This window comes from Corynebacterium sp. 22-2729 (assembly GCF_053479475.1).
Window position 1 is genome coordinate 114,275 of sequence record NZ_JBRBCA010000006.1, and the last position, 21,486, is coordinate 135,760.

Consider the following 21,486-nt stretch of genomic DNA (forward strand, 5'->3'; position numbering starts at 1 on the left):
CAATAGTCACTCGGGTAACATTGGCCACCTAAATCGCCGGTGAAAGGAGTGTCGGGTGACCTACCCGCAAGGAAACGACGATCAGACGCGCATGTTCAACACGCAGGGCAACGGTGGCTATGGCGGGAACTATGACCGGGGCTATAGCAATCAGAACTACAGTAACCCGAACTACAACAACCCGAACTACTACAACCAACCACAGCAAGATCCTCGGGAGGGGCTACTAGCCGGTCGTTACGACGGCAAGAAGGTTGCGATGAACCTCATCGTCCTTGCTGTGCTGGCTGCCGCGGTCACCTTTGCTGCGGTGTTCATCGTGGATCTTCTGGTGGGCTTTATCCCAGGTGAAGCGTCGTCGGGCGTGGGTCCCGCCGTGCTGACTGGCGTGATTGCGGGCGTCATCGGCGTACTTGCCGGACTGCTGTACATTCCAGTTTCCGGCACAGGTAACGAGCATCTCTTTGGCATGGCGGTGATCGCGCTAGCCGCCGTTGCTGCGATTGCGTGGGTGTTGGCCGGTGGCTTGCTCAGCGGTGATTGGGGGACGTTGGTCACGCTGACAGGCATTGTCTGCACCGCAGCCATTGCCTATGTGGTGCCGACACGCATCGAGTCGGCAGCGGTGTACGGGCCGCGTCGCTAAAAGCCCCCGAGCAGTGAACTACAAACCCCCGGGATGTCCCGGGGGTTTCGTCGTGAACAGGGGCGGAAAGCCAGGTTTCGGGCAAAGGCAGGTTGATAGCGCAGGTTGATGAGGAGTACCTGAGTATTCGTTATCAATTCGAGATTTTTTGCTGATTTAGGGCTTTTTCGTTTGACGTACCCCCGGGGAGGGTGCGTAAGTTAGCGAACTCAGTGGCAGATTGCCTCTAAACGAAAGTCCCCTAAAAAGGAGTGTTCGACTACATGAAGAAGTCCGCGAAGACCGCTTTTGCCCGTATCGGTATGGCCGCAGGCCTGATTGCCGCCCCGGCTGCCGCAGCTGCAGCCGCTGCTCCAGCTGCGGAAGCCGCTCCTGTCAGCGCCTGGGATCAGGTCGCGCAGTGCGAGTCCGGCGGCAATTGGAAGATCAACACGGGCAACGGCTACTACGGTGGACTGCAGTTCAACGCACAGACCTGGGCTGGCTTCGGCGGAACGAAGTACGCACCGACGGCTAACCAGGCCACGAAGGCGCAGCAGATCGAGATTGCCGAGAAGGTGCTGGCCAAGCAGGGTGCCGGCGCATGGCCCAACTGCGGCAAGGTGCTGGGATAACCAGCGACATGCCTGACCTGGGCGGGCGCTAAGCGTCCAGGTATTTTTCGGGAATATCCAGAGCCACCAAGTCCTCCCGGGACTTGGTGGATTTTTCTAGCGCAACCTTAACGACATGGCGCATCTGCTCCTCCGGATCGGGGATGCGCCTCTGCTCGGACATGAGGACAGTCAGTATCTCCGGCTGATCCTTGAAGCAGTGCCACACTACGGCGTTGGCCAGCGATTCCAGCACCAGACCCCGTGGCTGCAGAGCCTGCTTGGGGCGCTCGGCGCGCTTTCCGCCGCCGCGAGGGCGCACGTGGAGATCCTGTTGGCCGATACCAACGACGGAACCATCCGTGTTGTAGATGATCGAGGTGTACGGCACATTGCAGTAACCATCCTCTTCAACGGTGGCGATAATCCAGTCGATCAGTTCGCGGCTGAGTTCTACGTCCATGTATGCCCCGCTGCGACCCGGCTTGAGGAATTGGAAGGTGCCGGTGCGCGTCCACGCCTCATATTCGGTGCCAAGGCGGCGGGCGATAAGGGTGCCGAACAGCACGTCGGTCATGGAAAATAGCGTGCCGCCGAATGCTGCTCCGTGCATGTTCGCGTTCCACCAGCGCAGGTTCAGCACGATGCGTGCGAAGGACCAGTCGTCCGAGACGCGTGTCATCTTAATGCCGGAAAACAGCAGTGGTGGCCAGAGGTTCATCATTCGCCGCATGCGGTCCGGCTTCTTCGTCATCTTGTTGACGAAGCCCGGAACTGCTTTCATCTGTGCTTGGTAAATCTTCTTAAGTGGTTTCATGATGCGTTTATGCTACCGCGCCCGGTCAGCGCGGGCAGGTATAAAAGTATTCTCTTTTTGTGACGCCACTACGTTCGCGCCGGGCCGCACGCGTATTCGAAATTATAGGCGGAGACCAAACGGGTCTGTCTGGAGCGATTGCTAGCGTGATGAACCATGAGCAATAGGTTGAGTGGCGTCGGATTGGCGCTGATTGCGGGAGTGAGCCTGCGGCTAGGCAGTTGTGCAGAGGGAGCGGAGTTTCTAGAGGGTGCAAGTTCAGCGTCACAAACTTCGCACGCTCCCATAGAACAACCTGCCGAAACGGTGACAGCCGAGCCGGAGCAGCCGCAACAACCGCAACAACCACAAGAACCGAAACAATCAGAGCAACCGGTCACGCCCGAACGGTCGCTTCACCAGCAGAACATGCTCGACCTTCTGGAGACGTTGGCGGTGAAGGGACGTGCGCCGAAGACGGGTTATAGTCGCGACCAATTTGGCCAGCGCTGGAAGGATATCGACCGTAATGGTTGTGATCAGCGCAACGATATTCTTGCCCGCGACCTCACCAATGTGGAAGCTCCGAAGGGTTGCCGGGTGCAAAGTGGGGACTTGCAGGATCCCTACACCGGCCAGCTGATTCATTTTGTCCGTGGGCAGAACACCAGCCAGGCGGTGCAGATCGACCATGTGGTGGCGCTTGCCGATGCGTGGCAGAAAGGAGCGCAGCAGCTCACGCCGGAACGGCGCGAGGAATTCGCCAATGATCCGTTGAACCTGCTGGCCGTGGACGGGCCGTCCAATATGCAAAAAGGCGCTGGTGATGCCGCCACGTGGCTGCCGAAAAACAAGGGATTCCGCTGCACTTATGTCTCTACCCAGGTGCGGGTAAAAGCGGAGTATCAGCTGTGGGTCACCCCGGCGGAAAAGGAGGCTATTCAGCGCGAACTGGGACGTTGCTAGCAAGGGCGCGGGCATCGCGACTGTGAGTTGCGATCTATCCATTATTGCCGCTAACTAGACTGCTTGGTCTATACTTGTTGAAACATTGCGCGCTGAATCGTCAGACGCAGCGCCACCTAAGCACTGACAAGCGATAGTTCGAAGAGGAGTTTCCATGGCCCACAACACAGATGCCATCCATGCAGGGTACGAGCCCGACGAGTTCATGGGCTCCATCAATATCCCGATCTACGCATCCACCACCTTCGCCCAGAACGCGCCGAATAACCTGCGCGGCGGATACGAGTACGGACGAGTAGCTAATCCAACCGTGGACTCGCTTGCCCGTACCATCGCAGCCCTTGAGGGCGGGGAGTTCGGCCGGGTGTATGCCTCTGGCATGGCCGCAACTGATCACCTTTTGCGGGTTTTGCTACGCCCCGGCGATCACTTGATTATGGGACACGACGCCTACGGTGGCACATACCGCCTGATTGCGACCGCTTTCAAGGACTGGAACGTGGACTTCACCGTAGTGGACACCACCGACGCAGAGGCAGTGCGCGCCGCGCTGACCCCGCAGACAAAGCTGGTGTGGTTGGAGACTCCGACGAACCCGCTGCTCGCTGTGTCCGACATCACCGCCATCGCCGATGTTCTCGCCGATGAATATGATGGCGACGCCCCCACACGCCCGAAGCTGATCGTGGATAACACCTTCTTTAGCCCCTACCTGCAGCGACCTCTAGACCTGGGGGCGGACGTGGTGCTGCACTCGACCACAAAGTACATTGGCGGGCACTCCGATGTGGTGGGTGGCGCGATTGTAAGCAATGACGCGAAACTGGATGAAGATCTGGAGTTCCTGCTCGGTGGAGCCGGCCCCATCGCCTCGCCTTTCGACGCTTATCTCAATGCCCGTGGTTTGAAAACCTTGGGTGTTCGCATGGATCGTCACTGTTCGAATGCACAGGCCATTGCGGAGTACCTCGACGAACGCGCGGAGATAGCGACCGTTTTGTACCCTGGCCTGCCACAGCATCCGGGCCATGAGGTGGCCAAGCGCCAGTCCACGGGTAAGGGATTCGGCGGAATGATCTCCGTTCGTTTCCACTCGGAGGAGGCAGCGTTGAAGTTCTGCCAGTCCACCAAGTTGATCTGCCTGGCTGAGTCGCTGGGCGGAGTGGAATCTCTGCTGGAACACCCGGCGACTATGACTCACCAATCGGTGGCAGGGTCGCAGCTGGAGGTTCCCCGCGACCTGGTTCGCATCTCCATCGGTATTGAAGATCTGGAGGATCTGCTCGCAGATATCGCACAGGCTCTGGAGCAGCTCTAAACTATTGGACTTATGAGGATCTTTTCTTCTTCCAAGTCCCTAACCGCACTAGTCACCGCAAGCACCATCACCCTCGGCGCGGTCAGCGTCGCCGGCGCTGCCCCGGCGCAAGCGATCGCACCGTCGGAGGGCAGGGGTTCCAGCACCGCCCCGATTACTCAGCCGGTCGACCCGGATCACAACCCCACAAATCCGCAGGCAACCAACGAAGGTTCGTTGGCCAGCAGTGTGGAGTCGGCGAACCCGGGCGCAGAATGGCTGCTGAAGACCTTCCCCCTGGGTAGCACTGACCCGGCAGGTTCTCTGGGCAAAGAAGCGCCGCCGATCGCAGGCATCCTAGCCTGGGTCGGCGGCATCGTCGGGGCAGTTGCGCTGGGTGCTGCAGCGGTTGGCGGCTACCAGTACGCCGTGCAACAGGGCTGGATCAAGCCACTCTAAGAAGTCTTTCTACTTCTTGTAGCCCAGCTGCTCCATCAGCTGCTCAGCTTCTTCGGTGTCGCCACCGAAGAGTTCAGATTCCATCGTGATGTGCTTGTCCTTATTGATGACAAAGACATAAATCTTGGCGGTTTCTTCGATGTAACCCGCGAATGCGTTCGGGTCATCGTTGATAATTGTCGCATCGTGGTCTTTGAGGTCCTTTGCCTGCTGATTGGCGTACTCCGAGTCATCAACGAAGTCCACGGACCAGTAAGCCCAAGGGCTGTCCTTTACGCCCTTACACTTAGCGCCCTTAACGTCGCGGTTGGACTTGGAGCTGTAGTCGTAGCGCAGGTTGAAAGTGCCAGTCTCGCACTTGTTGATCAGGTCGTTGATCTTTGAAGGCATTGCGCCCTTGTACGGCTCGGTGAGAGAATCGTCCGGGCCACCAATGTCGCCGCGTTGTGCCACAGTCGACGTAGCGGCACTGGAGCTGCTTGACGAGCTACTGGAAGAACTGCTGGTCTCCTCGGCGCCGTTTTCCTCAGAACTTGTCTCCGAACCCGGATCTTCCTCAGCGGTTGTGGTCTCGGATTCCTGTGCGCTGGTGTTTTCATCGCTAGAACCGTCATCCTTGGTCACGAAGAAGTAGCCACCTACTGCTAGGCCGATGACAAGGACGAGCGCAGCGATGATGCCAACGACCTTTCCGCCGCCTCCGCCGCCACTCGGGGTCTGGCCATAGGCGGTGGGCTGACTACCGGCAAAAGGATTCTGCCCCGGCTGGCCGGAAAAGCCGGGCGCAGCTTGGTTGCCTTGGTTACCCGGGGTGCCTTGTGAGCCGTAACCGTTCTGAGAAACGGGCTGTCCATAGCTACCGGGTTGGCCTGGCTGTTGGCTCTGTGGCTGTGCTTGGTTTTGGTTCCACTGGGTCGTCTCATTCGACGCGTTGGAACCGTTGCCGAAGGGGTTAAAGTCGCCATTGTTCTCACCCGGATTGGGGGTGTTACCGAAAGGGTTATTGTTCGTCATGTGGGTTAAATCCTTTAGACCTCATAGAAACGTATCAACCTTGTGGTCGCGCCTTTTTCAGCGCGTTCAGTAGTCGAATGCGTTTGGCTGCGTGCGATGTTCCGCGCTGGCGAACATCAGAGAGATAGGGGTAAACAACGGGGGTACGCGGAAGCGTTAGTTCTTCTTGTAGCCCAGTTCCGTCAGGACCTTTTCCAAATCGTCCTTCTTCTTCAGGGGCATCTTGGTCTCCATGACGATTCCCTTGTCCTTGTTGATGACGAAGACAATCGGCGAGATATCGCTTTCCAAGTATCCCGCGAAGTTATTCGGGTCATCGGACCAGATTTGCGCATCGTGGTTCTTCAGGTAGTCGATCTCATTCTTTGCGAACTTGGGATCGTTGACGAAGTCGACGAGCTTGAATTCCCAAGCGGTGTACCAAACGCCGTTGCACCGCATTCCGTCGACCTTGCGGTTGTTCTCTCGTGCAAGCTCAAAGCTTCCGGATTTGCAGTCTTGAACCATGTCCTTCATCTTCGCGGGCATCGCATCGGCGTACTTCTTCAGCATCGAATCATCCGGCCCGCCGATATCACCACGCTTTGCCGGTTCTTTTGTGGAAGACGTCGAGGACTCAGAAGACTCAGAGGAAGACGACTCACTGCTGGACTCGGAAGAGCTGGAGGACGTCTCCTCGCCGGTGTCTTCTGACGAACTGGAGGATTCGGACTTCGCGGTGTTCGAGTCATCGCCACCATCGTCCTTATTCAGTAAGAAATAGCCACCAATGACGAGACCGATGACGAGAAGTGCGGCGACGATGATGCCGATGATCTTGCCGCTGTTCCCATTGCCGCCGTTTCCACCGGAGTTATTTGGCTGGCCATAAGCGCCATAGGGCTGAGAGTTGAAGGGATTGTGAGCCTGCTGACCTGGCTGACCCTGTTGGCCATAGTTTGGCTGACCATATGACTGTTGGCCCGGCTGACCCTGTTGCCCATAACCCTGCTGGCCGTAGCCTTGCTGACCATACGGCTGTTGGCCTTGGTTCTGTGCTCCCGGGTACTGCTGTCCACCCTGAGGCTGCTGACCAAATGGGTTCTGGTTCGAGTTTTGGTCAGGGTTGTTCTGGGGGTTGTTGCCGGGTTCCGGGAAGCCCCCGCCATTGTAATTGTTAGACATGGCAGATCCTTAGGGTTAATTAAACGCTACTTATTACCCAAGAGGTTAATGCATAGGTTAGAAACCCGCATTGCGTTGGATGAATCCCTAACACCCGTTATGGAATAACGCTTTCCCGGACTTTTCTAGCAGCTACATTGGAGCCTATGACCACTAACAATGCAGCATCCACGATCACCCCACCGTCTCACACTCGCATCGCTGTCGTGACCGGAGCCAGCGCAGGAATCGGCGAAGCTACTGCGAAGCTTTTAGCTGCAGATGGTTGGTACGTCATTCTGGCGGCTCGTCGCCTAGAAAAGCTCGAGGAAGTTGCGCAAGACATCGCTCAGGAGGGCGGCAAGGCAACGGCCCTTGCACTCGATGTGACGGATAAGGCGTCAATAGATAATTTCACCGCCGCCCTGGCTGAGCTGACGGGCTCCAAGCTGGATCTGCTGGTCAACAACGCGGGTGGCGCTCGCGGACTAGATCCGGTTCTCGAAGCTGACCCGGCGGATTGGCGCTGGATGTTTGAGGCGAATGTGATGGGCACGTTGGAGGTAACCCGTGCGCTTTTCGATCAGTTGAAAGTCACGGAGGCACCGCAGGTGGTTAATGTTGTTTCCGTTGCAGGTCGCGGCGCATATCGCGGTGGTGCGGGCTACAATGCCGCCAAGTTCGGACAAACTGCGCTGACCGACGTAATGCGCATGGAGTTCGCCGAAACGGGTGTGCGTGTGTGCCAAGTCGATCCGGGGCGGGTTGCCACGGACTTCAGCCTGAATCGCTTTAAGGGAGACGCCGAGCGAGCTGAAGAGGTATACGCCGACAAACTAAACTTGCAGGCCGAAGACATCGGCGAGGCTATTCGTTGGATTGCGGATCGTCCCCGCCACATGGACGTCGAATCAATTATGATCCGCCCGCTCGACCAGGTGTAAGCCCGGCTCGCACCGGGTTAAACGTCCTTACTGAAAAGTGACGGCAGTGCCGGTTGCGCTGACCATCACCATGCCACCCTGACCCAGGGTTTCGTAGTCCACATCTACACCGACGATGCCGTGCGCGCCCATCTCCAGGGCGCGATCCACCATTTCCTTCAACGCGGTCTCGCGAGCCTGCAGGATCTCGCCCTCGTAGCTGGAGGAACGGCCACCGGTGAGGTTGCGGAAGCCCGCGCCGATGTCCTTGAACATGTTGATGCCGGCAACGGTCTCGCCCGAGACGATGCGCAGGTACTGGGCGATGCGGTGCCCCTCGACGGAGTTAGTGGTGGTGACGATCATGGTGTGTTGACCTTTCTGCGATTCTCTCTTAGTGGCTCTGTCCTCGTGACGCCCACATTTCCGCGGGCGCGCCTATGCCACCGACTATAGAGGACTGTGGTGGCGTTACGCCCTCAAAAACGTCACTTGGTGGTGGGGTGTTTTGTGAAGTAGCGACTCAGGGCGCGATTGGTCGATAGGTGATAGGGAATTTTCTGACGTCGACATTTGCTCGAAGGAATGTTGTTTGACTAGGGTTATGGTAACCATTGCATAGGTGAGGATGGGCAGACAGAGAATGAGCTTGATCCAGATTTCGGAAGCTGCAGCCAAGTTGGATGTGTCGGTGGACACCATTCGACGCTGGGAGAAAAAAGGCCTAGTGAAGGCTTATCGGAATGCCCGCGGACAACGAGAGTTCGACTTCGATGAGATCGAGCTACTGGCTAAGAAACTAAGTGGGGAATCTACTGGTCGGGGTTTTCAGGTCTTTAGGAATAGCCCTACTGGTCGAACTGCGATTGACCTTTTCGCTGGTGCTGGCGGTACGGCGTTAGGGCTAGAGAACGCCGGTTTTGAGCACGTCCTGGTAAACGAAATTGATAAGTGGGCGGCGAGCACCTTGCGGGTTAATCGACCGAATTGGAATGTCGTCGAGGGGGATGTTCACGAGCTCACTTTTGCAGATGAGTTTCCTGATCTCGACCTCGTAGAGGGAGGTTTCCCTTGCCAGGCATTCAGTTATGCAGGAAACAAGAAAGGGTTTGCTGACACACGCGGCACGCTTTTCCATGAGTTTGCGCGGGTTGTGGATGAAACACGACCTAAGGTAGCTATGGGTGAGAATGTTCGAGGACTTCTCCGACACGACAATGGGCGAACCTTGGAAACAATGATCGGGATCCTGCAAAACTTGGGCTACAAGGTGGCATACAAATTGTTGCGTGCCCAGTACCTAGATGTTGCGCAAAAGCGCGAACGGCTCATTTTGCTTGCGGTACGTGGCGATCTCGATATGCCGATACTTTTCCCGAAAGAAAAGAACTACACGCTTTCCCTTCGGGAAGTAATCTTTGATGTGCCAGCAGGGCCTGGGATGGAATACAACGACTGGAAATATGAGGTCATGGCACGAGTTCCGGAAGGCGGGAACTGGCGTGATCTTCCTGATGCTGTCCAGCGGTCTTATATGAAGGCTAGTTACTTTTTGGGAGGCGGTAAGACCGGGATGGCGCGCAGACTTTCCTGGGATGAGCCTTCTCTGACACTGACCTGTAATCCAGCTCAAAAGCAGACAGAGCGGTGCCACCCGACAGAAACTCGACCTCTGAATGTCCGTGAGTATGCCCGCATCCAGTCATTTCCTGACGAGTGGGATTTCCAAGGAAGCGTTTCGCAACAGTATAAGCAAATCGGGAACGCTGTACCGGTAAATTTGGCTTATCATGTTGGCGTAGGAATTCAAGCAATGCTCGATGGCCGAATTCCCGAAGGGTATGAAGAAGTGCAGCCTGTAGGAAAAGTTTTAACGACCGTCACCAATTAGAGCGGAACGAGCTGGAAGGCTCTGCTTAATAGACTGGTCGATATAAACATTCGTAATGAGATTCGTTTTATCGATACCGCTTTCCTTGGATTCATCCATAATTTTTCCAAATACTTTTGGTAACGCATGAAGTAGCTGATTGAGAGCATCTGGTTCACCGGTAACAAGATGGTAAGCGGTAGTGCCATCCATGCATCGGACATAGGGAAGGGGACTTCGTCCGGACACCTTCCATGGACGATCGTATGCTTCTTGGGTCTTTGGAACGATTTGGATTAGGTAGGCAACGCACTGAGAACTACCGCCACGCGAGTTAACCGCGTCTTTTAGTTTGTCCCATGTTTTTGCCTCATCAGATGCTTTGATGGTGTTGTAACGCATTTTCACTTCCGCTACAACATTGCGGTCGCCGGCAAGAGTGACCTTGTCATTTGAGTAAATGTCAAAAACTCCGCCATTGGCGCCGGAATCTGTCCATCCAGCGACTTCACCAAGAATGGCTTGATGGAAATTACCAATCGCGTTCTGCAGAGTTTTCACAACGGAGACATCGTCGGCAATGCGAATGACGTCTTTGTAAGGTAGATCTAGGAAGGAGCTCAGCGCGATAACGAGGGTAGGGTCTGTCTGAAGGTTTTTCTTTTGTTTTGCCTTCACACGCTTAATTATGCCCGCGAAACTCTTACGGGCAATGGTTTCTACCTGCTCTTCTGAAATCCAATCAATAGTCCAGCTAGCGGAATCTGTCACAACTACCTCCGATCCTCTCTCTTAGTTTAGTCGTTCTAGTTTGATCATGAGAGCCCATTATCCCGCTAGCCTGGGGGCATGGTCACAGTGATTACCAGCCCAGAATCCACCGCCGGGAGGGTCCATCCATTGCAAAAAGAGGATCTCCCGGAAGACCTCGTTGCGGTAGTCCGCGCAGCGAAATATGTAGAAGTATTCACCGGTGCGGGCATGTCCGCCGACTCTGGGCTGGATACCTTCCGCGATGCGCAGACCGGCATTTGGTCACATGTTGACCCACAGGCAATGGCCAGTTTGGATGCCTGGGCAAAAGATCCCGAGCCCATGCTTGCCTGGTACCTCTGGCGGGCGGTGCTTTGCCGCCGCGCCGACGCAAATGCGGGGCACCGAGCGATAGGTCAGTGGGCGGAACGAGGGGGCGTCACCGTACACGTAACCACCCAGAACATCGATGACCTGCACGAGCGTGGCGGCAGTAAGAATGTGGCGCACTTACATGGGAGCCTGTTTCGCTATCGCTGCAGCATTTGTAGCAAGCCCGCGCGGATGCCGGAGCTGCCCACAGAACAGATTGAGCGCGCAACACCCCCGACGTGCACGCTGTGCGGAAATCCGGTGCGCCCAGGCGTGGTGTGGTTCGGCGAGCCACTACCGCACCGGGAATGGGAAGCCGCGGAAGAGGCCATGCGGATGGCGGATTTGGTGGTGATTATCGGAACGTCCGGAGTGGTCTGGCCGGCTGCGGGGCTCCCCAGTATCGCAGCTCAGCGTGGCACCCCAATAGTGGAGATCTCTCCTGCGCGCACCGACCTGACGGATATGTGTACGTGGTCGCTGCGCACTACCGCGGCGAATGGGGCACCATTGCTGGCGCAGGCAGCCGAAGAAGCTAGAGGATCCGGCGACTAGCCCCGCTAATCCTCAGCTAGTTCTGCTGGTTCTGCGGGTTCGGCGGCTGGGGCTGCTTGGGCTTGAGCCCAACATTCATTGGGGGGATCTTGTGGTTCGGGTCGAACATCTGCGCTTCCATCTCCGGGGCGAGGGTCTCGGCGAAGATGTTGTTGAAGTGGTGCGCATCGCGGTAGACCGCCATGTTGCCGATGATGGACGGGCACCAATCCTCGCGGCAGATCGCGGCCGTCAGATCCATGAGGGTCACGTCCATACCCTTGTACGCCTCGATGGAGGGATCCACAGGCAGCAGGGAATCCCAGACGCTCTGGCCGCACTCGGCGTTGATGGCCAGCACCTCGTCGAAGTTCGGGCGGCCGGGGTTGGCCAGGCCGGGGAAGTCCTCATTCTCCGCAACCTCGCCTTGCTTGCCTTCCATCATCTCGGCAACGCAGGCGCGCATGTCGCGAGGTGCACCCTTGTCAGTGGTCTGCCACGGGTTATCGCGCATCAGCCAGCTGTGGATGCCCTGGTCCGTGAAGCTCTGCACTAGGTCTTTGTACTCCTGTGGCACCTGCTCCGGGCCAGCGCCGCCGATCGAAGTTGGGCGCGTACCGGTCATGAAGATGCCCTCTGTCGGCGGATTCTCCTTGATGTAGTCCACGACCTTCTCCGACCAACTGATGCAGGAGGGGTACTCTTCGCCATTGACGCGCGTGATCTTGGCGTTTACCGGGCAGCCCATCTTCAGCAGCGGGATCATCTTCACGTGCCGGTTGCGGCCCACGATGTCCAGCGCCGGAATGTAGTGCTCGGAGTGCGAACCACCGATGACGTAGATCGTCTTATCGGAGTGAATATCGCCATAGGCGCACTCTTCATCGGAGCGGTTGTAGTTCTTCTTCAGAATCAGCGCATCGCTATCGAAGCCGATCTGGCACCCATCCGGTTGAGTCTGCGGCAGGAGGGAATGGAAGTCCTCTAGCGGCGGAACCAACGGCATGTTCTCCGGCACTGGGGCATTCACCAGGAAGCTTGCCGCACCCGGGTAGATTGCCTTGTCCTTGGCTAGATCCCACAGCTGTTCGCTGTTTACATCTTCCCGGTGTTGTAGATACTGGGGCGACGCCACCACAGCGCCAGCGATAACCAGAATCAGAACGGCGTAAACAGCCTTCGGCCAAGCGGACAGGGACTTAGCCCAGTATCGGGGACTAAACAGAATCCAGCTGCGCTCGGGCTTCTTACCCTGACGTAGCGGACGCTCCACTAGCTTGTTGGAGATCCAGGCCAAAACAACGCTGCCTGCGATTACCGCTGCGCCGAGGGCAGGCGTGACCTTGGGAACGTTGAAGTAGTAGACGCACAGCACCAAGATCGGCCAGTGCCAGACATACAGTGCATAGCTGATACGGCCCAAGAATTGGAATGGGCGAGTCAGCAGCAGTCGAGTAACACCTACCGGCTCGCCGGAGTGGCCAGCCAGTACAACCAGCAGTGCGCCGATGAGCGGAACGAGTGTCCACGGGCCGGGGAACTGGTCAGCACCGTCCAGGAACAGGCCGGTGCTGATGATCATGGCCAGACCCACAATGCCCATGATGGTGCGCGTCCAGCGACCCATGGGGCGCAGGACAGGATTGCCGTTCTCGTCGCGGCGCAGCAACAGCATGCCGAGCAGACCACCCAGGCCAATCTCCCAGAAACGGCTCAGTGTGGAGTAGTAGTTGATGGTCTGGTCTTCCATGTGGAAGTACGTCGCGTAAGCGAACGAAAGCACAGTGGCAGCAGTTAAGACCACCAACAGTGCCTGGCGGGCGTACTTCCTGAAAATCAGGGCAAGTAGAGTCACTACCAGGAGAGATCCGACGTAGATCTGCAGCTGTGCGGACATGGACCACAGGTGTTGGAATGGACTGACTGTGGTGCGTACGGAGGTGTACTCACGGCCGGAATATGCAAGCTGCCAGTTGATGTAGTAGCCCAGGGAAGCCACTGCATCCTTTGCCATCTGCACATGCACAAGCCGGTTCATCAGCAGCAGCGATGCCGCCAGCACGCTGGCGACAACCACCGCAAGCAGCGGGAAGAGGCGTCGAATAATACGAATCAGGGACTGCAGGAACGTGAGTCCCTTCGGGTTCTGTGCATTGCGCAGCTGGCTGCCGAAGAAGAAGATGCCGCCGAGCAACAGGAACACGTCCACACCAGAGCTGACCTTGCCAACAAAAACGTGGAAGATCACGACCAGGCCGATGGCTAGGCCACGCAGTCCCTCGATGTCGTAGCGCATCGTGGAAAGACGTGCGCCGGATTTACCGGAAGTGCCCGCTTTAGCAGCTTTCTCCGAGCCGCGGGGCTCCGTCGGTTTCTTGATTTTTGTGGAGTTCGACTGTTCGGTCGAATCGTCCGTCGAAGATTTTCCCTGTTCCATAACTCGAATAAGTCTATTGACCAGTGGGATAAAATTCGAAACGACTCACCCGGCGAGCCTAAAGGGAAGGCGTTAAGAGCCTCACAGTTTGTTATAGGTGCGTGGCGTGTTAGTCGAAGTACACGTCTTCCAGAGATAGCGCTTCAGCCGGATTTGCCTGGTTGCGTGCCGTTTCTACGTAGCGTGCCGCGTGGACAATGAACCCTTCTCGCTCTTGCTTGGAGAGTTCGCGCCGTACCTTCGCAGGCAGGCCAGCTGCCAGGGATCCGGCGGGAATTTCTTGCCCTTCCAGCACCACTGCGCCCGCGTTCCACATGCATCACCGAGTTGTCCTGCACATTTGTGCGCGTGCCAATGCGGATCGCCCCGACATCACCGCGCAGAACGCAGCCATAGAACACCGAGGAATCCGCCCCGATTTCCACATCCCCAATGATGGTCACGCCAGGGGAGATCATTGCGCTGCGGTGGATCCTTGGCGCCTTGCCCTGAAACGGAAGGATAAGCGGTGCTGCGTTCATGTTCCTCATCCTAACTATTTATTGACGCCCCCACGTCTCCTTTCCCTGAATAGTCCACGCGGAATCACAGGATCTGTAGCGTTGGCGTCATGAGCGAAAACCCTGTGACCGCTAAGTCAGTAACAATCCTCGTCGTCCATCACAGCCCGACTGAAAAAGCTCAGAAGTTGGCAGACACGGTACTTTCGGCGGCGCGCGCCGCTGCCGACGAGGTGAATACAGAGCTCGACGGTGCTGCCGTGGAAATCGTGGAGCGGCAAGCTCTAGAACCGGACGTGGAGGAGCTGCGCGGGGCGGATGCTGTCATCTTGGGAACCACCGCCAACTTCGGCTATATCTCCGGTGCGCTCAAACACTATTTCGACACGGTGTATGTGCCCGTGCTCGAAGAGAAGAAAGCCACTCCGACTAGCTGGTGGATCCGCGGAGGCTACGACACGACAGGCGCGGAGAAGGCGATGCGCTCCATCCTCACAGGATTGGAATGGGACACAGTCGCCGAACCCGTCGAGTTCACTGGAGAAATTGAGCCCCACCTGGCGGAGCTGGAGGCGATGGCTCAAGCTGTGGTGGGCCAGGCGGTGGCGTCACAAATGTAGGCGCCTTTAACGCAGGTCGGATAGAACACAAGCGGCACCGGCAACCGCGGTGGTGACGGAGAGAACCGCAGGCCAGGGACCGATCTTCTTGGCGAGTGGGTGGGAGAGGCCAAACGCGGCGATGTATCCGGCAGTCAGCCCTGCAGCTACGCCCGCGCCGGCCTTTGCGTTCCACGAACGGGCAGCGTAACCGCCGGCGGCGGCCAGAATTGCACCACCGAGGGGGCGGATGCCGGTCTCGCGGGCTGTCAGCCAGCCACCGACCAGGCCAGTAATGACGACGGATGCGGTGTTGACTTCCTTGGCGGGCTTCAGGGTGGAAGTGGGCTTAAGTTTGTTCAGCGTGTTCTTCTGTGCCATGCTTTCCACCTTACGCGCGAGACTCTGTGAGGTTTTCGGCAATAACACAGAAGGACGACTAGGGTGGTGGCGGACAGATTATCCATGGCCATGAGTCCAACGTCATGAGGAGGAAGATTTCATGATTGAACGCCTCGATACCCGACTGACCAAGCTCTGGGGAATCGACAAGCCAATCATCGGTGCTCCAATGGCGGGGCGCTCAGACGGCAATCTGGCTGCGGCCGTGAGCCGAGCTGGTGGCCTGGGAATGTTTGGCGTAGGCGCGGGCACTAAACCCGAGTGGATTCTGGAAAATGCACGCATCGCCGCAGAAGCCGGGCCTTATGGAGTTGGCCTGATGGTCTGGGCGCTGGAAGATAACCCCGCTCAGTTCGACGCAGTGCTGGAGGCCAAGCCGACAGTAGTGAGCCTGGGCTTCGGTGATCCGAAGCCCTATGTGGATCGGGCCCACGAGGCCGGGATCTCCGTCGTCGCGCCGATCAACACTATGGCGCAGCTCCGCCAAGCACTGGCGGCGGGAGTCGACGCTATTTGTGTGCAGGGTACGGATGCTGGCGGTCACACCGGGCGTATCGGCACCCTGCCACTGATCCAGATTGTGTTGGAGTACATGCAGGTCAACGCTCCGGGTGTGCCGATCGCGGTTGCAGGTGGCATTGCTACGGGCCGAGGCGTGGCATCCATGCTGGTCGCGGGAGCGGATGCGGCGTGGGTCGGTACGGCACTGTTGGCTTCCCCAGAGGCTGCCGGTGCGCCGGAACTGCGGCAGGCTGCGATTAAGGCCACGGCCAGCCGGACCGTGCTGACCGACATCTACGACCGCGCCGAAAAGCAAAAGTGGGATACGGAGCAGTGGCCCACCCGCACCGTGCGCAATGCATTCGTGGACGTGTATCGCCCGCTGTCCGAAGCAGGGGAGGTTACCGACGAGGAACTGGTCGCGGCCCGCGCCGAGGGCGGAGACTTTGCAGGCGAGTTGAAGCTGCACGCGGGGCAGGGTGTGGAACTGCTGCGGGCAGAGGTGCCCGCCGGTGAGGTCGTGCAGGGTATGTACGACGAAGCGCTGCACTGCCTCGGACGTTTCTCCTAAAACGTAAGCCCCGAAGCTAAACCTCGGGGAGCCCCCAGAAAAATCTTGGTGCTCAAGCTGGAGAGCTCTCGAAACTTCAAAAGCTTCAAAGTCTAAGGAGGAAACCGCATGGACATCGACCGCGTGTACAACTGGCGCGACCGACAGCGCCAAGGTCTGTATTTAGTGGACCGGTTGTGGCCTAGGGGCGTCAAGAAAGAAAGCCTAGATTTGGCCGGCTGGCCGAAAGAACTAACGCCCAGCAGCGACCTGCGCCGAGAGTTCCACAATGGCTTGAGCTTTGCCGAGTTCCGTGAGAAGTACGTGGCGGAGCTGGAGGAACGGAAAGTCGCAGGGGAACTGGACGATGCCCTGGCCGAAGTGCGCGACTACCAGAAGCGGGCGACCGATGAAGGCGCTCCGGAGCTCCTGCTGCTGTATGCCGCGAAAGAAAAAGAGCACAACCATGCGGTTGTGCTCCGAGATTGGCTGGCGCCCCAGCTGGAAAGCTAAGGCGCCGGCTAACTAGCCGGTCGCGCTAGAGGCGCTGGCGGGAAGCCACAAGCGTTACGTCGTGCGTAGCTATTGACCAGGTCGCGGACAGCCATGTAGTGGGCACCGTTGTGGCGGTAGCTGCGTTAGGGAGCCCTGTGGGTTGTCTTCGCAGCATATCGATTAGCCGTAGAAAAATACTGTGAGGGTCGGTACAGTCAGGGTATGACTACTGAAATCCTCGCCGCAAATTCTTTCCTGCTTGCAGAAGGCTCTGCCGTCCCGCCGCTGGGCATGGTCGGGTGGGTCGTTATCGGTGGCCTGGCTGGCTGGATCGGTTCCAAGATCATGGGTACCGACGAGCAGATGGGCTTCTTCCTCAACATCATCGTCGGTATTATCGGTGGCTTCCTGGGCGGTTGGGTCCTCGGCCTGCTGGGTATCGGCAGTGGTGGCATGATCTGGAGCTTCCTGACCTGCCTGCTGGGTGCTTGCCTCCTGATCTTCATCGTGGGGCTTGTTACGGGCAAGCGAGGGAAGTAGGAACTTCCCGGATTAAAATCGGCACCGGCGACAGGCTGGTGCTAGAACAAACGTACGACTGATTGCGCACCTTCACTGAAGCGTGCGCTTTCGTTTTCTAGGCCGTGGCCGAGCCATAGGACAAGAAGCAGAATGATCAGCGCGCAGATAATAAAAATCAGTGCGCCGATGAAAAAATAGGAACGGAAGGGGCCGGTTTTGGCTTCTTCCTTTAGGGGCGCCTCGACGGACGGTCGGGCGTCCTTTTTGTTGATCTTCACGGCGGGTGCGCCCGATGCGTCTACGAAGCCGCCGCGCTGGACAGAGACAGCTCGTAGCGTGCCAGTATCGCGTTGCTGGTCTGCGTTACCAGCGTCGGTATGGCGTTCCATCGTTTCCTCCGGTTTTAGTATCCATGTGGTCGTGCGGCGTTAAAGCGGCAGAGTTCCAGGCTCTACTTCTGTGGTGTGAGCCGCGCGTGACCTCTGCGAGATACATGCAGGACTGTGTGGAGTCCTACAAGTACCTAAAAAGCGAGGAGGGGTAGCAGTCGAAAATTTTGGGTTGCTTTAAGTTTAGTATCACATTCTCAACCTGCCGGAACTATCCCCGTTCCTGGGGGTGTAATGCCAGGTACGGATATCGTGTTCCACCCCCAAATAAGGGTTATTCACAGTCCGGGGAAATGTGGATAACCTCACCCTGTGGGAGGGGCGGAAGCCAACTCGCACAGAGCCTGTTCCGAGATTGAATTACAGTGATGAATGTCTGTCAGCGTTGAATTTTTACCAGCGCTCCAAGGCGCACAGCAAATCACTTGCCACATACTTCCCACCCCCATGATCGCCTTGTTCGAGAAGGGGATCCGAAAGGAATTTAATGGACGGTACACGCCAGCTCCTGACGACCAGCACTGGTCAGCTTGTGGACGAATCCGGCGTTGCGCGCCCACCATGGGCGTATCGCAGCGAGATTGAGATGGATTACTACGACAACGAGTGGGGTCGCCCGGTCATCACCGAACACGGTCTGCTGGAGCGTATCGCCCTCGAAGGTTTTCAATCCGGACTGTCCTGGGCCACGATCCTACGCAAGCGCCGGGATTTTCGCTCTGTGTTCTTTCTTTTTGACGCCCAGCGCATCGCTGAAATGAGTGAGCCCCAACGCCGTGCCGCCCTGCAGGACGAGCGTTTAATCCGGAATGCCCGCAAGCACGAGGCTCTATATGAAAACGCTCGGGCGACGATGGAGCTCCGGCATGCGGAAGAGTATCAGGTGCTACCGGAAGATTCCCCGGCCCGGGAGGTGCTGGGCGGTGCAGCAAATAGGCTGGCTCCCGGCCTCCCGGTACTGATGTGGTCATTTACCCCAGCCGAGCACACTCGGCCACGGACGTTGGACGAGATTCCCTCGACATCGCCAGAGTCTAAGGCGCTAGCAAAGGAGCTCAAGCGTCGCGGTTTCCAATATGTGGGCCCCACGACGTGCTATGCAACGATGCAGGCGATTGGCATGGTTGATGACCGGGTGATGGAGCCGGAAAGCTAGCCCGGCAGCTAAATGCGAGCCGCTAGTTCCACCGCTTGGCGGATGGCACGCTTGGCGTCAAGCTCCGCGGCAACATCTGCACCACCGATGATGTGAACATTCGAAGCGCCTTCTTGTTCGGCGCCCTCCGGACGGATGGATTCCTGTCCCGTACAGAGCACGACGGTGTCCACGTTGATCACTCGCTGCTCGCGGTTTTCCTTGGTCTCGCGTTCGATCTGCTCCAGAAGTTCCTGCTTTTCCGCACGATCCAGGGTGCGACCCTCGAAGGTGCCAGATTTAACCTGCTTGATCTTCTTTAGAGTGACCTGCGGATCCTCCACTGGCACGGTGATGTGCAGACCCTCGGAATCAATCTTTTCGTAGGTTACGCCCACGATCTGTTCCGTTCCACCCAGAGCAACCGTTGCACGGTGGACCCAGCCGGTGGTCTTGCCCAGCGATCGGCCCATGCGGGTCGGCTTTCGCTGCAGCATTACAACTCGGCGTTGCGGGCGTTCAGGCTTGGGGGTGGAGAGGTTGCCGTGGACATCCGAGGCCTCGACCACGCCCCACTGGCTGTTCCAGGAGTTCAACGTCTGCGGGGTGCCCTGGCGATCCTCTAGCAGGAACTCCGCCACGTCGTAACCGATGCCGCCTGCGCCGATTACGGCTACGTACTCGCCGGGGGTCCTCTCACCGGAGATCAACTCGGCGTAGGTTGCGACGGTCACGCCGTCGATCTTGCCCTCCAAGCCTTCGGCCACGCCTGGGAATTCTGGGATACGCGGACGCACGCCGGTAGCTACAACTATCTCCTCAAAGCCTTCGTCCTGCAGTTCCTTAGGGCTGACGGCCTTGCCCGTGGAGATGTTTACCTTCAGGCCCTCAAGGCGGTTGACGACTGCATACAGAGCCTGAACGAACTCCTCCTTTCCGGGCACGCGCATTGCTAGGTTGAACTGGCCACCCAGAGTGTCCGCAGCCTCGAAGACGGTGACATCGTGCCCGCGCAGTGCAAGCGCTTCCGCGGCAAAGAGGCCGGCCACGCCGCCACCGATAACACCGACTTTCTTGGAGCCCTGTGCAGGAAGTAGTTCCAGTTCGGTCTCGTAGGCCGCTCGTGGGTTAACCAGGCAGGTTGCCCGCTGATTGCCGAAGGTATGGTCCAAGCAGGCCTGGTTGCAGGCAATGCAGTGGTTGATCTCGGTATTTAGCCCGCGTGCGGCGCGGTTAACAAACTCCGGATCTGCCAGCAGGGGACGAGCCATTGACACCAAATCGGCCTGCGGGGCGCCAGCTGGCTGGCCATCGCCACCGTCCCAGGAGCCATCCAAAATGGCCTCGGCAACTTCCGGAGTATTAATGCGGTTAGAAGCCACAACCGGGATGTCCACGTGGTCGCGCACTTTCTGCGTGGCCCAGGCGAAAGCACCACGCGGCACGGAGGTAACGATCGTAGGGATCTGTGCCTCGTGCCAGCCCACGCCGGAACTCAGCATATCCGCGCCGGCCTCTTCGATCTTCTTCGCCAGCTGCAGAATCTCCTCTTGGCTCTGGCCTCCCTCGACCAGCTCCAACACGGAGATGCGGTAATCGATAACGAAGTCCTCCGGCACCTTCGCACGGATGGCTTTGATGATTTCCACGGGGAAGCGCTGGCGGTTCTCCACCGAACCACCCCACTCGTCAGTGCGCTGATTCGTACGCTCTGCCAGGAATTGGTTAATGAGGTAGCCCTCGGAGCCCATAACCTGCACGCCGTCATAGCCTGCGTCGGCTGCGAGGGCGGCGGAGGTGGCGTAGGCGTCAATAAGCTTCTCGACCTCTTCTGCCGTCATCTCCCGGGCGGGGAAGGGGCTGATCGGCGACTGAGAAGCAGAGGCCGACTGCGTCATCGGGTGATAACCGTATCGGCCTGCATGTAGGAGCTGCAGCAGAATCTTCGCGCCACCGGCGTGTACGGCGTCAGTGATTTCGCGGTGGGCAGCAGCAATGTCCGGGGTGTTGAACGGGGTGCCATAGGGGGTCAGATTGCCTTCCATGACCGGCGGGTAGCCGCCGGTCACCATTGCTGCGACACCGCCTTCGGCGCGGGCGGCGTAGAAGGCGGCGAGCTTCGGGACGTCTTCGATGGAGTCTTCCAGTCCGGTATGCATGGAGCCCATGACGACGCGGTTGCGGAAGGTTGTCTTGCCGACCTGGATAGGGGAGAGGAGGGCCTTATACGCCGTAGCCGGGTCTTCGACCGGGGTGGCGGTGAGGCTTGTTGCCCCCGGAGCCGTAGAAAGAGGCAGAAGGGTACGGACAGAAGAGTCGGCAGAAGCTGTGTCAGCAGTGTTGTTCGTGGAAGGCTGGTTCGTCATGGGGGCAATTATCTCTAACAATGCAAAAAGTTGTGGGGCTTTTTGAGAAACCAAGACCATACAGCCCATGCGGGCTAAAGTATGTATCAAAATGTGAGTAATGTAACTCAATCATCGCTGTTCAGAGTGGTTTCGATCACAAAGTGCTGGGAGGCTAGAAAGAGTTAGGCAAACCTAATTTTGTCTGCTCGCACCGCACGGTGCACTCTAGATAACCCATGACG

At 57.9% G+C, this 21,486-nt stretch carries 22 protein-coding genes and 1 pseudogene; 13 read left to right on the forward strand and 10 right to left on the reverse strand.

Annotation, left to right across the window (positions count from 1 at the left end; all coding sequences use genetic code 11):
* Positions 1 to 55: 55 nt before the first annotated feature.
* Positions 56 to 646, forward strand: coding sequence for a hypothetical protein (locus ACUY2T_RS06050; RefSeq protein ID WP_448307939.1), 591 nt, complete (start codon positions 56 to 58; stop codon positions 644 to 646).
* 263 nt (positions 647 to 909) lie between these two features.
* Complete coding sequence (locus tag ACUY2T_RS06055; RefSeq protein WP_293791710.1) at positions 910 to 1,260, forward strand: transglycosylase family protein; 351 nt, start codon at positions 910 to 912, stop codon at positions 1,258 to 1,260.
* 28 nt (positions 1,261 to 1,288) lie between these two features.
* On the opposite strand, the gene ACUY2T_RS06060 is transcribed toward ACUY2T_RS06055, so the two are convergent.
* Positions 1,289 to 2,056: a PaaI family thioesterase gene (locus tag ACUY2T_RS06060; RefSeq protein WP_448307940.1), complete on the reverse strand. Its 768-nt coding sequence runs from the start codon at positions 2,054 to 2,056 to the stop codon at positions 1,289 to 1,291.
* Between the two features lie 156 nt (positions 2,057 to 2,212).
* Between ACUY2T_RS06060 and ACUY2T_RS06065 the strand changes: the two genes are divergently transcribed.
* The 3 genes from ACUY2T_RS06065 to ACUY2T_RS06075 all read left to right on the forward strand — a co-directional run bounded on the left by ACUY2T_RS06065 (position 2,213) and on the right by ACUY2T_RS06075 (position 4,757).
* Complete coding sequence (locus tag ACUY2T_RS06065; protein WP_448307941.1) at positions 2,213 to 3,001, forward strand: HNH endonuclease family protein; 789 nt, start codon at positions 2,213 to 2,215, stop codon at positions 2,999 to 3,001.
* Positions 3,002 to 3,155: 154 nt separating this feature from the next.
* Positions 3,156 to 4,319 carry a cystathionine gamma-synthase gene (locus ACUY2T_RS06070; RefSeq protein WP_448307942.1) on the forward strand — a complete coding sequence of 388 codons (1,164 nt, stop codon included), beginning with the start codon at positions 3,156 to 3,158 and terminating at the stop codon, positions 4,317 to 4,319.
* A gap of 12 nt (positions 4,320 to 4,331) precedes the next feature.
* A complete protein-coding gene (locus ACUY2T_RS06075) occupies positions 4,332 to 4,757 on the forward strand; it encodes a hypothetical protein (RefSeq protein ID WP_293791706.1) in 426 nt (141 codons plus the stop codon).
* A 9-nt stretch (positions 4,758 to 4,766) separates the two neighbouring features.
* Here the strand turns inward: ACUY2T_RS06075 and ACUY2T_RS06080 are convergent, their stop codons facing one another.
* A complete protein-coding gene (locus ACUY2T_RS06080; protein ID WP_448307943.1) occupies positions 4,767 to 5,771 on the reverse strand; it encodes a hypothetical protein in 1,005 nt (334 codons plus the stop codon).
* 156 nt (positions 5,772 to 5,927) lie between these two features.
* The gene (locus ACUY2T_RS06085) at positions 5,928 to 6,935 is read right to left on the reverse strand and encodes a hypothetical protein (protein WP_448307944.1); all 1,008 of its coding nucleotides are present in this window, start codon (positions 6,933 to 6,935) and stop codon (positions 5,928 to 5,930) included.
* Between the two features lie 146 nt (positions 6,936 to 7,081).
* On the opposite strand from ACUY2T_RS06085, the gene ACUY2T_RS06090 reads away from it, so the two are divergent.
* Positions 7,082 to 7,858, forward strand: coding sequence for an SDR family oxidoreductase (locus ACUY2T_RS06090; RefSeq protein WP_448307945.1), 777 nt, complete (start codon positions 7,082 to 7,084; stop codon positions 7,856 to 7,858).
* Between the two features lie 27 nt (positions 7,859 to 7,885).
* Here the strand turns inward: ACUY2T_RS06090 and ACUY2T_RS06095 are convergent, their stop codons facing one another.
* A complete protein-coding gene (locus tag ACUY2T_RS06095) occupies positions 7,886 to 8,203 on the reverse strand; it encodes a YbjQ family protein (protein ID WP_448307946.1) in 318 nt (105 codons plus the stop codon).
* 277 nt (positions 8,204 to 8,480) lie between these two features.
* Here ACUY2T_RS06095 and dcm point away from each other — a divergent pair, with 277 nt between their 5' ends.
* Positions 8,481 to 9,728 carry a DNA (cytosine-5-)-methyltransferase gene (gene dcm / locus ACUY2T_RS06100; protein WP_448307947.1) on the forward strand — a complete coding sequence of 416 codons (1,248 nt, stop codon included), beginning with the start codon at positions 8,481 to 8,483 and terminating at the stop codon, positions 9,726 to 9,728.
* Here the strand turns inward: dcm and ACUY2T_RS06105 are convergent.
* Positions 9,708 to 10,478 (reverse strand): Eco47II family restriction endonuclease, encoded by a 771-nt coding sequence (locus ACUY2T_RS06105; RefSeq protein WP_448307948.1) that lies wholly within the window; start codon positions 10,476 to 10,478, stop codon positions 9,708 to 9,710. The genes dcm and ACUY2T_RS06105 overlap by 21 nt on opposite strands.
* A 78-nt stretch (positions 10,479 to 10,556) precedes the next feature.
* Here ACUY2T_RS06105 and ACUY2T_RS06110 point away from each other — a divergent pair, with 78 nt between their 5' ends.
* Positions 10,557 to 11,387 carry an NAD-dependent deacylase gene (locus ACUY2T_RS06110; RefSeq protein ID WP_448307949.1) on the forward strand — a complete coding sequence of 277 codons (831 nt, stop codon included), beginning with the start codon at positions 10,557 to 10,559 and terminating at the stop codon, positions 11,385 to 11,387.
* A 16-nt stretch (positions 11,388 to 11,403) separates the two neighbouring features.
* On the opposite strand, the gene ACUY2T_RS06115 is transcribed toward ACUY2T_RS06110, so the two are convergent.
* Both ACUY2T_RS06115 and ACUY2T_RS06120 read right to left on the reverse strand, forming a co-directional pair.
* The gene (locus ACUY2T_RS06115) at positions 11,404 to 13,803 is read right to left on the reverse strand and encodes an acyltransferase family protein (protein WP_448307950.1); all 2,400 of its coding nucleotides are present in this window, start codon (positions 13,801 to 13,803) and stop codon (positions 11,404 to 11,406) included.
* A 109-nt stretch (positions 13,804 to 13,912) separates the two neighbouring features.
* Positions 13,913 to 14,324, reverse strand: a pseudogene (locus tag ACUY2T_RS06120) (gamma carbonic anhydrase family protein).
* 89 nt (positions 14,325 to 14,413) lie between these two features.
* On the opposite strand from ACUY2T_RS06120, the gene ACUY2T_RS06125 reads away from it, so the two are divergent.
* Positions 14,414 to 14,923 (forward strand): NAD(P)H-dependent oxidoreductase, encoded by a 510-nt coding sequence (locus ACUY2T_RS06125; protein WP_448307951.1) that lies wholly within the window; start codon positions 14,414 to 14,416, stop codon positions 14,921 to 14,923.
* A gap of 6 nt (positions 14,924 to 14,929) precedes the next feature.
* On the opposite strand, the gene ACUY2T_RS06130 is transcribed toward ACUY2T_RS06125, so the two are convergent.
* On the reverse strand, positions 14,930 to 15,283 hold the full coding sequence (locus ACUY2T_RS06130) for a hypothetical protein (RefSeq protein ID WP_448307952.1): 354 nt from the start codon (positions 15,281 to 15,283) through the stop codon (positions 14,930 to 14,932).
* A 121-nt stretch (positions 15,284 to 15,404) separates the two neighbouring features.
* On the opposite strand from ACUY2T_RS06130, the gene ACUY2T_RS06135 reads away from it, so the two are divergent.
* The 3 genes from ACUY2T_RS06135 (at position 15,405) to ACUY2T_RS06145 (ending at position 17,390) form a co-directional block, all read left to right on the forward strand.
* Complete coding sequence (locus tag ACUY2T_RS06135) at positions 15,405 to 16,376, forward strand: NAD(P)H-dependent flavin oxidoreductase (protein WP_448307953.1); 972 nt, start codon at positions 15,405 to 15,407, stop codon at positions 16,374 to 16,376.
* A gap of 108 nt (positions 16,377 to 16,484) precedes the next feature.
* Positions 16,485 to 16,868, forward strand: coding sequence for a DUF488 domain-containing protein (locus tag ACUY2T_RS06140; protein ID WP_448307954.1), 384 nt, complete (start codon positions 16,485 to 16,487; stop codon positions 16,866 to 16,868).
* Between the two features lie 204 nt (positions 16,869 to 17,072).
* Positions 17,073 to 17,390: a GlsB/YeaQ/YmgE family stress response membrane protein gene (locus ACUY2T_RS06145; RefSeq protein WP_293791689.1), complete on the forward strand. Its 318-nt coding sequence runs from the start codon at positions 17,073 to 17,075 to the stop codon at positions 17,388 to 17,390.
* Between the two features lie 41 nt (positions 17,391 to 17,431).
* Here the strand turns inward: ACUY2T_RS06145 and ACUY2T_RS06150 are convergent, their stop codons facing one another.
* Positions 17,432 to 17,761 (reverse strand): hypothetical protein, encoded by a 330-nt coding sequence (locus tag ACUY2T_RS06150; RefSeq protein ID WP_448307955.1) that lies wholly within the window; start codon positions 17,759 to 17,761, stop codon positions 17,432 to 17,434.
* A gap of 487 nt (positions 17,762 to 18,248) precedes the next feature.
* Here ACUY2T_RS06150 and ACUY2T_RS06155 point away from each other — a divergent pair, with 487 nt between their 5' ends.
* Positions 18,249 to 18,917, forward strand: a complete 669-nt coding sequence (locus tag ACUY2T_RS06155; RefSeq protein ID WP_293791685.1) for a DNA-3-methyladenine glycosylase I — start codon at positions 18,249 to 18,251, stop codon at positions 18,915 to 18,917.
* Positions 18,918 to 18,925: 8 nt separating this feature from the next.
* Here ACUY2T_RS06155 and ACUY2T_RS06160 read toward each other — a convergent pair whose 3' ends face one another.
* Positions 18,926 to 21,262 (reverse strand): FAD-dependent oxidoreductase, encoded by a 2,337-nt coding sequence (locus tag ACUY2T_RS06160; RefSeq protein WP_448307956.1) that lies wholly within the window; start codon positions 21,260 to 21,262, stop codon positions 18,926 to 18,928.
* Positions 21,263 to 21,486 lie beyond the last annotated feature (224 nt).

Excerpts from the sequence above, each read along its gene's own strand:
- ACUY2T_RS06115 (WP_448307950.1), bottom strand. The coding sequence starts at position 13,803 with ATGGAACAGGGAAAATCTTCGACGGACGATTCGACCGAACAGTCGAAC.
- ACUY2T_RS06125 (WP_448307951.1), top strand. The coding sequence starts at position 14,414 with ATGAGCGAAAACCCTGTGACCGCTAAGTCAGTAACAATCCTCGTCGTC.
- ACUY2T_RS06110 (WP_448307949.1), top strand. The coding sequence starts at position 10,557 with ATGGTCACAGTGATTACCAGCCCAGAATCCACCGCCGGGAGGGTCCAT.
- ACUY2T_RS06140 (WP_448307954.1), top strand. The coding sequence starts at position 16,485 with ATGGACATCGACCGCGTGTACAACTGGCGCGACCGACAGCGCCAAGGT.
- ACUY2T_RS06055 (WP_293791710.1), top strand. The coding sequence starts at position 910 with ATGAAGAAGTCCGCGAAGACCGCTTTTGCCCGTATCGGTATGGCCGCA.
- ACUY2T_RS06080 (WP_448307943.1), bottom strand. The coding sequence starts at position 5,771 with ATGACGAACAATAACCCTTTCGGTAACACCCCCAATCCGGGTGAGAAC.
- ACUY2T_RS06155 (WP_293791685.1), top strand. The coding sequence starts at position 18,249 with ATGGACGGTACACGCCAGCTCCTGACGACCAGCACTGGTCAGCTTGTG.
- ACUY2T_RS06085 (WP_448307944.1), bottom strand. The coding sequence starts at position 6,935 with ATGTCTAACAATTACAATGGCGGGGGCTTCCCGGAACCCGGCAACAAC.
- ACUY2T_RS06145 (WP_293791689.1), top strand. The coding sequence starts at position 17,073 with ATGACTACTGAAATCCTCGCCGCAAATTCTTTCCTGCTTGCAGAAGGC.
- ACUY2T_RS06075 (WP_293791706.1), top strand. The coding sequence starts at position 4,332 with ATGAGGATCTTTTCTTCTTCCAAGTCCCTAACCGCACTAGTCACCGCA.
- ACUY2T_RS06090 (WP_448307945.1), top strand. The coding sequence starts at position 7,082 with ATGACCACTAACAATGCAGCATCCACGATCACCCCACCGTCTCACACT.
- ACUY2T_RS06060 (WP_448307940.1), bottom strand. The coding sequence starts at position 2,056 with ATGAAACCACTTAAGAAGATTTACCAAGCACAGATGAAAGCAGTTCCG.
- ACUY2T_RS06070 (WP_448307942.1), top strand. The coding sequence starts at position 3,156 with ATGGCCCACAACACAGATGCCATCCATGCAGGGTACGAGCCCGACGAG.
- ACUY2T_RS06130 (WP_448307952.1), bottom strand. The coding sequence starts at position 15,283 with ATGGCACAGAAGAACACGCTGAACAAACTTAAGCCCACTTCCACCCTG.
- ACUY2T_RS06095 (WP_448307946.1), bottom strand. The coding sequence starts at position 8,203 with ATGATCGTCACCACCACTAACTCCGTCGAGGGGCACCGCATCGCCCAG.
- ACUY2T_RS06150 (WP_448307955.1), bottom strand. The coding sequence starts at position 17,761 with ATGGAACGCCATACCGACGCTGGTAACGCAGACCAGCAACGCGATACT.
- ACUY2T_RS06135 (WP_448307953.1), top strand. The coding sequence starts at position 15,405 with ATGATTGAACGCCTCGATACCCGACTGACCAAGCTCTGGGGAATCGAC.
- dcm (WP_448307947.1), top strand. The coding sequence starts at position 8,481 with ATGAGCTTGATCCAGATTTCGGAAGCTGCAGCCAAGTTGGATGTGTCG.
- ACUY2T_RS06160 (WP_448307956.1), bottom strand. The coding sequence starts at position 21,262 with ATGACGAACCAGCCTTCCACGAACAACACTGCTGACACAGCTTCTGCC.
- ACUY2T_RS06065 (WP_448307941.1), top strand. The coding sequence starts at position 2,213 with ATGAGCAATAGGTTGAGTGGCGTCGGATTGGCGCTGATTGCGGGAGTG.